This is a genomic window from Streptomyces sparsus (genome assembly GCF_054776295.1).
This window is the reverse complement of the sequence record NZ_BAAHCA010000116.1, coordinates 1-9,040: the sequence shown is the minus strand read 5'-3', so window position 1 is coordinate 9,040 and position 9,040 is coordinate 1. Positions and strand designations below refer to the sequence as shown.

Sequence of the window (9,040 nt, the reverse complement as noted above, 5' to 3'; positions counted from 1 at the left end):
CGCCCGCAGTTGCCGCCGGGTGGCGTAGCCGTCCGGGGCGAGCCGCCACCGGTAGACGGGCAGGGTGCTCATGAGGTGGCGCCTTCAAGGACGAGTCCGGCGCCGTCGCGGTGCTCCTGGTAACGGCTGGAGACCCAGCCGATCGACCAGCCGCACAACTCCGCAGCCGACCGCACCGGCAGCCCTTCACCGAACGCGGCGTGCACGATCCGGCGCGCCTCCGGCTCAGGCAGCTTGGTGTTCACCGGTCCGCCGGACAGGAGGGCGGCGCGTTCACGGCGTTCACGCTCGGCCCGTTCCTGCTGCTGCCGGCGCGCTGCCTGCTCGCGCTCTAGCCGCTCCCGCTCGGCCCGCTGGGTGGCTTCGCGTTCGAGGCGTTCACGCTCGCGCTGGTGTTGTTCACGCTCGCGTTCACGGCGTTCACGAGCCTCCCGCTCCGCCCGCTCCCGCGCCTCCTGCTCAGCCCGCTCCGCACAGCGGGCGGCTTCCTCACGTTCGGTCTGCTCACGGGCAAGACGCGCCTCGTGTTCACGCTGTTCACGCGCCAGCATCGCGGCGTGCTCACGCTCCTCGCGCACCCGCCGCTCCGCCGCCTCCCGCCGCTCAACCTCGGCCCGTTCGCGCGTTTCACGTTCGGCGCGCTGCTGGGCTTCGTGGGCGGTCAGGGCGGCGGCGATGGCGCGGCGGTAGGCGAGTCCGGTCTCTGCGGTGACGATCAGCAGCAGCGGCGCCACCGCATGAACAGCCACGCCGACTAGGTCTTTCTTCAACGCGGAGTCGGCGACGTTGAGGGCGAGGGTCATGCAGCCGGTCATCCACCGCAGCACCACCGGCCACCGGCCCCCATGCCCACCCAGACGGGCCAACACGGCGTCGAGGCGGACCACGATGACGACGGCTGCGTCCACTACGAGGGGGAGGATCGGGGCCGTCCAGGCCCATCCGTCGGGGGTGTGCTTGGCCATGAGCGGGGTGACGGTGAGGATCGAGAACAGCATGGCGCCGCCGACGATGAGCCAGGTGCCGACGGACAGGGCGCGGTCTGCTGAACGGATTTGAACAGCGTTCACGACCCGCCCCCGTCCCGGCGGACCGGCATGACCAGCCAATCGGAAACGGTGCTCGAGTCGGTCTGCGGCGTCCACCCGGACGGGCTGGCGCCGTGGAGCGCGGCGTGTTCCTTGGCGGCCTGAATACTGCCGTGAACACTGTGCGGCACCCCTGAACGCAGCAGCAGCGCCACCGGCTCCACCGCCGCACGACGCGCCGTCGACACCTCCGCCTCCAGACCGTCAACCGCCGCGGTCGCTTCCTTCAGCGCGGCCTGGAGGAAGGCCACGTCCTCGCGCAGGACCGCCGCGTCACCCTCCGCGATCTCCGCCCGCTCGGTCAGGTCGCGCACGCGCTGGACGTGGCACCGCCACACCTCCGCCGCATGGCCCTGAGCCTCACGAGCGGACGCCCGCGCCTGCTCAGTCCCCTGCTCCAGCTCGCGCAGGTGAGCATCGGTGACGAAGCGGATCATGCCGCACCTCCCGACCGGCGGTCGTCGGTGCAGGCGGTGAGGTGCCGGCGGGCCGCCAGGACCCGGCGGCGGGCGCGGCGGATGCGTCGGGTGTCGAGGTCGTTGCGCGGCCGGTCGAGCGTGGCGATCTGGGCATCCAGCAGCTCGACTTCCGCCTCAATGACGGGCATCTCGCGCTCGATGGCGTCCAGCTCAGCAGCGGTCGGCTCCGCATTCAGCGCACCGACCGCCGCCAGTGCGACGATGTTCCTCATGGGTCGTGTTCCTTTCAGCGTGGAACGGCCCGAACGCGGCTCCCGGGTGGCACCCCGGGAGCCGCTCGCCGTTGAAGTCGGTTCCGACTCCCCGCACTCCCGTCCGTACGTCGTCACGCAGCGCGCGGAACGGACGGACAGGAGAGGCAGTCGGCCGCAGCGTGACGTGCTGCGAGCCGTGGTGGACCGTGCATGTTGTCCAGGCGCCGCCGACCGGTCCGTAACGGTGGCGCCCAGCGTTTTCGTCGGTACATCAGGCGTCCTTTCGGCGAGGTCAACAGGGGTGAAGCACTGCAAGGGGGGCCACGCCCCCACCCTCCGGCCGTTGCTCGCGGTCGCCGGGCCACCTCGCCAGTCGGGCCGAAGCCCATTGCGTCCTACCTGGCCTTTAGCGGGATTGCAGCGTCCCCGCCCTCTGCTTGCGCACCAGGAATCGGAAGCGACTCCGTGTTCTGGTGCGCACCAGAAGCAAAGCATCTGGTGCGCACCAGAGTCAAGGGCTCCGCCGTTGAGGGCGGCGTTTTCTGTTCCGGTGCACCTCTAGAAGACCCGTGCGGGCAGGGGTGCCGGTAGCCAACAGCGCTTCACCGCAAGCCTGTTAAGGGACGGGTTAACCCCTGTTGACCTGCGGCGATATGAGGCATGCTGGATGGGTCGGTGAGTGGACCCAACGTCGGACGGTGGCCTGTGAGTACAGGACTTCGAAGCGCGCGTACGGCGCGTGGCTGGTCTCAGGAGCGGCTGGTTCGCGAGATCGAGCAGTACGCCCGACGGCATGTCACCGATGTGGCGTCGACCGCGAGTCTGCGGGTGTACGTGTCGGAGTGGGAGAACGACAAGCGGTCGATCTCGGACCGCTACGCGGCGATCCTGCGGCAGCTTCTCGGTGCCACGGATGCCGAGTTGCGGGGTGGCTCGCTCGCAGACACACCGCAGGTGACCGACGGCTATGCAGAGCTGCTCAACAGGATCGACTCAGCGAGCAGCGTCGGCGAGTCCATGGTGCAGGCGTTCAACGCTCAGACGGAACTGCTGCGGACCATGGACCGCCAGTTGGGCGCGGCCGGTCTCGTCGACCAAATGGCGGGGCACCTCTCCGCCCTGGAGGACGCCCTGAACTTCGCGGTGCTTCCCGGCGCGCGGCGGCCCGTGGCGCTCGCACTCGCGGGCGCGTCCACCCTCGCCGCGTGGCAGGCGATTGACTCGGGGGCGGTCGAGCGGGCATGGCGGCATTACGAACTAGCCAAGCGAGCCGCGCGCGACGCTGAGGCGCCGATGTACCTCGCTCACGCGATGGCGGAACAGGCGTACGTCCTGTGTGAGGCTGGCCGGCCGTTACTCGGCATCGAGCTGGTTCGCGACGCGCAGCGCACCCTCGGTCAGGCCGGGTCCCTGCGTCTCAGGGCGTGGCTGTACGCGGCGGAAGCCGAGATGTGCGCCCATGCTGGACTGCCCGACGACTGCCGTCGCGCTCTTGATGCGGCTATGGCAAGTATTCCGCCGGGCCCGGAGGACCGGGACCCGGACATGTTGAGCATCTTCCTCAACGGTGCCCACCTCGCTCGCTGGCGCGGCAACGTCCTTGCGCTGCTCGGTGACGGCGACGCTGTCACCAGCCTGTATGACGCCCTGGAGGTGGTGGACCCGACCTTCGTCCGCGCACAGGCCGGTATCCACACAGACCTCGCGCAAGCGCACCTTGCGCGAGCCGAGTACGACGACGCAAACGCCCACCTTCAACAGGCGCGGCTCTTGGCGAGCCGCACCGGGTCCGTGCGGCAGCGCCGTCGTGTCGATCTGCTCAGGGCGCGGCTGTAAGCCCCTGCTTGCCCCTGCTCGCGAGGATGTGCAGGAGGGCAACGAGGGTGCCGGAGCCCATCAGCTCACCGCGCGCCATCAACCCCGCCACGTTGGAAAGCGGTACCCACTCGATGTGTCCCGCCTCTTCGAGGTCCGTCGGGGGGCCCACGCGCTCAGCCCCATGCCCTACGAAGATTTCGTGCGGTGAGTCGACCATTCCGACCATGGGCTGATACGTGACAACGTGCTCCACGGTCTTCGGGCGCCATCCGGTCTCTTCCACCACTTCCCGCATGGCTGTGTCCGACGGGCTCTCCCCTTCGTCCACGATGCCGCCCGGGAGTTCCCAGCCCCACTGCTGCGGAACGAAGCGGTACCGCCACATCATCAGGACGCGGTCTTGGTCATCCAGAACGGCGGTGATAGCGACGTGGTGCAGCTTCACCACGTGATGTTCGAAACGCTTCACGCCGGGCGGCTCCACGTCCCAGAGCTGAAGCTTTACCCACCGGTTGTCGTAGACGTCCCGCTCGCCATGGATGCGCCACGGCTCTAGCCCTTCAGGTGCTGTGACGCTCACCGCACCTGGGACTCGGTATGAACTCCGCCCCCGAACCTCCAGGGCGCCCTCGGAGAGGAGCCGGGCCAGTACCTGCCGCAGCGCGGTACGGCCGATACCGAGTTCTTCCGCGAGCGCCCGTTCCGAGGGGAACTTGTCGCCGGGGGCGTACTCGCCCGTTGCGAGTCGATCGCGCAGCGTCTCGTAGACCTTCGTCGTCTTCGGTCCCATCCGTGGAGCACTCTCCGTTCTCAGGTGGTGCATACCAGCGTAGTAGCCCAATCTCACAGTGCCTCCGGTGTTGGATGGGAAGGTGAGAGAGTGGGGCCTTGAGATTCTGCACGGCCCCTTATCGCAGCAGGTGGCGGCCCATCTGCCGGGCCGTCTGCGGGCCGTCCGAGGGTGGCCGACGACGACCTACAACGACCGTCGACGACCACCATCCGAAGCTTCGACCGCAGGTCACCGAAATAGATCTGCGACACTGGTGCAGTTATGCCTAAGCCCGGAGAACTCACATTCGTCGCGCCGCGCGGGGCCAAGAAGCCGCCGCGGCACCTTGCCGATCTCAGCCCGGCCGAGCGCCGCGAGGCGGTGGCCGCGATCGGCGAGAAGCCGTTCCGCGCCAAGCAGCTGTCCCAGCACTACTTCGCGCGGTACGCGCAGGACCCGGCGCAGTGGACGGACATCCCGGCCGCCTCCCGGGAGCGGCTGGCGGCGGAGCTGCTGCCGGACCTGATGAGCGTGGTGCGGCACATCTCCTGTGACGACGACACGACGCGCAAGACGCTGTGGCGTCTGCACGACGGCACGCTCGTCGAGTCGGTGCTGATGCGCTACCCGGACCGGGTGACGATGTGCATCTCCTCGCAGGCGGGCTGCGGCATGAACTGCCCGTTCTGCGCGACCGGGCAGGCCGGTCTGGACCGCAACCTCTCCACGGCGGAGATCGTGCACCAGATCGTCGACGCCATGCGGGCGCTGCGGGACGGGGAGGTGCCGGGCGGGCCGGCCCGCCTGTCGAACATCGTCTTCATGGGCATGGGCGAGCCGCTGGCGAACTACAAGCGGGTGCTGGGCGCGATCCGCCGGTTGACGGACCCGGAGCCGGACGGGCTGGGCCTGTCGCAGCGCGGCATCACGGTGTCCACGGTCGGTCTGGTGCCGGCGATGCTGCGACTCGCCGACGAGGGGCTGAAGTGCCGCCTCGCGGTGTCGCTGCACGCTCCGGACGACGAGCTGCGCGACACGCTGGTGCCGGTGAACACACGCTGGAAGGTCCGCGAGGTCCTGGACGCCGCGTGGGAGTACGCGGAGAGGTCCGGCCGCCGCATCTCCATCGAGTACGCCCTGATCAAGGACATCAACGACCAGGCGTGGCGGGCCGACCTGCTCGGCCGGCTGCTGAAGAACAAGCGGGTGCACGTCAACCTGATCCCGTTGAACCCGACCCCCGGTTCCAAGTGGACGGCGTCCCGGCCCGAGGACGAGCGGGAGTTCGTGCGGACCCTCCAGCTGCACGGGGTGCCGGTCACCGTCCGGGACACCCGTGGCCAGGAGATCGACGGGGCGTGCGGTCAGCTGGCCGCGACCGAGCGCTGAGACCGGCTGGTATCGTTCGAAAGAACATACGGACAACCGAAAATCGACACCGATCCGACAGGGGAGCGCGAGCAGCGCTGAGAGTGCGGCAAGCGTGGTCAGCCACGCAGGGGCCGCAGACCCTCGAACCTCGCCCAGGTCATGCTGGGTAGGAAGTTCGGCACTTCTCTCGTGCTGCTTTCGTGCGCGCCCGTATTCGAAAGCAGCTCGATGAAGCGCACCACAGCCACCGCCCTGACCACCGCCCTCGCGCTCGCGGCACTGTCCGCGTGCGGAGGGACGGACGACGCGGGCAAGGGTGAGGCGAAGTCGAAGACGGTCACTCTCGTCTCGCACGACTCCTTCGCCGCGTCGAAGGACGTGCTCAAGCAGTTCACGAAGGAGACCGGCTACGAGATCGAGGTGCTGCGCGGCGGTGACGCGGGCACCACGGTCAACCAGGCGATCCTCAGCAAGGGCAATCCGCAGGGCGACGTGCTGTTCGGCATCGACAACACCATGCTCTCCAAGGCACTGGACGCCGACCTGTTCACCGCCCACCGGGCCGAGGGCCTGGCGAAGGTCCCGGAGCACGTCCAGCTCGACGCCGACAACCACCGGGTCACCCCGATCGACACCGGTGACGTGTGCGTCAACTACGACCGTGCCTACTTCGCCGACCGGAAGCTGGAGCCGCCGCAGACCCTCGACGATCTGGCCGACCCCCGCTACGAGGACCTGCTCGTGGTCGAGAACGCCGCGACCTCCTCACCCGGCCTGGCGTTCCTGCTGGCCACCATCGGCGCGTACGGCGAGCAGGGCTGGCAGGACTACTGGAAGAAGCTCAAGGCGAACGGCGTCGCGATGGTCGACGGCTGGGAGCAGGCGTACAACGAGCGGTTCACCGGCTCCGCGGCCGGCCGGAAGAAGGGCGACCGGCCGCTGGTCGTCTCCTACGCCTCCAGCCCGCCCGTCGAGGTGGTCTACGGCGACGACAAGGAGCCCGAGCAGGCACCGACCGGCGTCTCCACCGGCACCTGCTTCCGCCAGATCGAGTTCGCCGGCCTGCTCGACGGGGCGAAGAACCCCGAGGGCGGCAAGGCGCTGCTGGACTTCCTGCTGAGCCGGACGTTCCAGGAGGACATGCCGCTCAACATGTTCGTCAACCCGGTGCGCGACGACGTGGAGCTGCCGGAGGTGTTCGCCCGGTACGGCGAGCAGATCGAGGACCCGCACAGCGTGTCGCCGGAGAAGATCGCGCAGAACCGGGAGCAGTGGGTCAAGCAGTGGTCCTCGCTCCTGAAGTAGACCCCGCCGGTCCTCCCGGGGCGCGCCCTGCCAGGAAGGCCGGGGCGCGTTCCGCGTCGGCGCGGGCTGCCCGGCGCCGTACCGCGGTCCGCCTCGGGCTGCTGGTGGTGCCGTTCGGCTTCTTCGCGGTCTTCTTCGGCTACCCGGTGGCCGCGATCGTGGCGCGCGGTCTCTTCGAGGACGAGCGGTGGCACCCGGCACGCGCGATGGAGGTGCTGGCGGCGCCCGACACCGCTTCGGTCGTCTGGTTCACGCTGTGGCAGGCGGTGGCGTCCACCGTGCTGACGCTGGCGGTCGCGCTGCCCGGCGCCTACGTGTTCGCGCGGTTCGAGTTCCCCGGCAAGCAACTGCTGCGGGCCGTCGTGACGGTGCCGTTCGTACTGCCGACGGTGGTGGTCGGTTCGGCGTTCCTCGGCCTGCTGGGTCGCGGCGGCCTGCTGGACGATCTCTGGGGTGTCCGGTTGGACAGCGGCGTGTGGGCCATCCTGCTGGCGCACGTCTTCTTCAACTACGCCGTGGTGGTGCGCACGGTCGGCGGCCTGTGGTCGCAGCTCGACCCGCGGCAGGAGGAGGCCGCCCGGGTGCTGGGCGCCGGCAGGTTCGCCGCCTGGCGCCGGGTGACGCTGCCGGCCCTGGCGCCGGCGGTGGCAGCAGCGGCGCTGATGGTGTTCCTGTTCACCTTCACCTCCTTCGGTGTGGTGCAGATCCTCGGCGGCGCCCGCTACGCCACGCTGGAAGTGGAGATCTACCGGCAGACCGCGCAGTTCCTCGACCTGCCGACGGCGGCCGTGCTCACCGTGCTCCAGTTCGCCGCGGTGCTGGCCCTGCTGGCAGTGCACGCGTGGACGGTCCGCCGACACGGCGGAGCGGCTGCGGCGGTGGCGGCTGGTGCTCGGCGGGGCGGAGGGGGCCGACGGCACCGGGTGCGAACTGTCCGGCCGGGACGCCGCCATGGACCGCACGCTCTCCCAGGTGTACGGGCAGGAGCGCACCGCGGGGCTCGGCGGATCCGCTCCCCGGGTCGCCCGCTGGCTGGGTGACATCCGCACCTACTTCCCCGGTTCCGTGGTGCGGGTCATGCAGCGGGACGCCATCGACCGGCTCGGCCTGGCCGCGATGCTCGCCGAGCCGGAGATGCTGGAGGCGGTCGAGGCCGACGTGCACCTGGTGGGCACGCTGCTCTCCCTCGGTCGCGCGCTGCCGGAGACGAGCAAGGAGACCGCCCGGGCGGTGGTGCGCAAGGTCGTGCAGCAACTGGAGAAGCGCCTCGCCACCCGTACCCGCGCGACCCTGACCGGTGCCCTGGACCGCACCGCCCGGGTCAACCGGCCGCGGCACCGCGACGTCGACTGGGACCGCACGATCCGCGCCAACCTGCGGCACTACCTGCCCGAGCAGCGCACGATCGTGCCGGAGCGCCTGATCGGCTACGGCCGCGCCTCGCAGGCGGTGAAGAAGGACATCGTGCTGTGCATCGACCAGTCCGGGTCGATGGCGGCCTCGGTGGTGTACGCGTCCGTCTTCGGCGCGGTCCTGGCCTCGATGCGTTCGCTGAACACCCGGCTGGTCGTCTTCGACACCTCCGTCGTGGACCTCACCGACCAGCTCGACGATCCGGTGGACGTGCTGTTCGGCACCCAGCTCGGTGGTGGTACGGACATCAACCGGGCGCTCGCCTACTGCCAGTCGCGCATCACCCGGCCTGCCGAAACGGTGCTCGTACTGATCAGCGACCTCTACGAGGGCGGTATCCGGGACGAGATGCTGAAGCGGGTCGCGGCGATGAAGAGCGCGGGCGTCCAGTTCGTCACCCTGCTCGCCCTCTCGGACGAGGGCGCTCCGTCGTACGACGGGGAGCACGCCGCGGCGCTCGCCGCGCTGGGGGCGCCCGCGTTCGCCTGCACTCCCGACCACTTTCCCGAGGTCATGGCGGCGGCGATAGAGAAGCGCCCGCTTCCGGTTCCCGCCGCCTGAGCGCCGCCGCCCGCGCGACCGGGCCACCGGCCCCGCGAC

At 69.8% G+C, this 9,040-nt stretch carries 8 protein-coding genes and 2 pseudogenes; 5 read left to right on the top strand and 5 right to left on the bottom strand.

From position 1 onward, the window contains the following. From ACYVE9_RS09035 to ACYVE9_RS09020, 4 genes and pseudogenes are all read right to left on the bottom strand, one after another. Positions 1-72 (bottom strand): annotated as a pseudogene (locus tag ACYVE9_RS09035) (RRQRL motif-containing zinc-binding protein); the annotation flags it as partial. Beyond that, a complete protein-coding gene (locus ACYVE9_RS09030; protein WP_461027225.1) occupies positions 69-1,070 on the bottom strand; it encodes a DUF2637 domain-containing protein in 1,002 nt (333 codons plus the stop codon). The gene ACYVE9_RS09030 and the pseudogene ACYVE9_RS09035, both read right to left, overlap by 4 nt. Further along, a complete protein-coding gene (locus tag ACYVE9_RS09025) occupies positions 1,067-1,525 on the bottom strand; it encodes a hypothetical protein (RefSeq protein WP_461027224.1) in 459 nt (152 codons plus the stop codon). Before ACYVE9_RS09025 ends, ACYVE9_RS09030 begins: the two co-directional genes overlap by 4 nt. Beyond that, a complete protein-coding gene (locus ACYVE9_RS09020; protein WP_461027223.1) occupies positions 1,522-1,779 on the bottom strand; it encodes a DUF6284 family protein in 258 nt (85 codons plus the stop codon). The genes ACYVE9_RS09025 and ACYVE9_RS09020 overlap by 4 nt, the downstream gene beginning before the upstream one ends. An 810-nt stretch (positions 1,780-2,589) precedes the next feature. Between ACYVE9_RS09020 and ACYVE9_RS09015 the strand changes: the two genes are divergently transcribed. Beyond that, positions 2,590-3,597 carry an XRE family transcriptional regulator gene (locus tag ACYVE9_RS09015; protein ID WP_461027227.1) on the top strand — a complete coding sequence of 336 codons (1,008 nt, stop codon included), beginning with the start codon at positions 2,590-2,592 and terminating at the stop codon, positions 3,595-3,597. On the opposite strand, the gene ACYVE9_RS09010 is transcribed toward ACYVE9_RS09015, so the two are convergent. Next, the gene (locus ACYVE9_RS09010; protein WP_461027222.1) at positions 3,581-4,369 is read right to left on the bottom strand and encodes an NUDIX domain-containing protein; all 789 of its coding nucleotides are present in this window, start codon (positions 4,367-4,369) and stop codon (positions 3,581-3,583) included. The genes ACYVE9_RS09015 and ACYVE9_RS09010 overlap by 17 nt on opposite strands. 264 nt (positions 4,370-4,633) lie before the next feature. Here ACYVE9_RS09010 and rlmN point away from each other — a divergent pair, with 264 nt between their 5' ends. The 4 genes and pseudogenes from rlmN to ACYVE9_RS08990 all read left to right on the top strand — a co-directional run bounded on the left by rlmN (position 4,634) and on the right by ACYVE9_RS08990 (position 9,001). Beyond that, positions 4,634-5,740 carry a dual-specificity RNA methyltransferase RlmN gene (gene rlmN / locus ACYVE9_RS09005; protein WP_461027221.1) on the top strand — a complete coding sequence of 369 codons (1,107 nt, stop codon included), beginning with the start codon at positions 4,634-4,636 and terminating at the stop codon, positions 5,738-5,740. 210 nt (positions 5,741-5,950) lie between these two features. After that, complete coding sequence (locus ACYVE9_RS09000; RefSeq protein WP_461027220.1) at positions 5,951-7,027, top strand: thiamine ABC transporter substrate-binding protein; 1,077 nt, start codon at positions 5,951-5,953, stop codon at positions 7,025-7,027. Between the two features lie 98 nt (positions 7,028-7,125). Then, positions 7,126-7,935: pseudogene (locus ACYVE9_RS08995) on the top strand (ABC transporter permease); the annotation flags it as partial. Further along, on the top strand, positions 7,898-9,001 hold the full coding sequence (locus ACYVE9_RS08990; protein WP_461027226.1) for a VWA domain-containing protein: 1,104 nt from the start codon (positions 7,898-7,900) through the stop codon (positions 8,999-9,001). The pseudogene ACYVE9_RS08995 and the gene ACYVE9_RS08990, both read left to right, overlap by 38 nt. Positions 9,002-9,040: the final 39 nt, after the last annotated feature.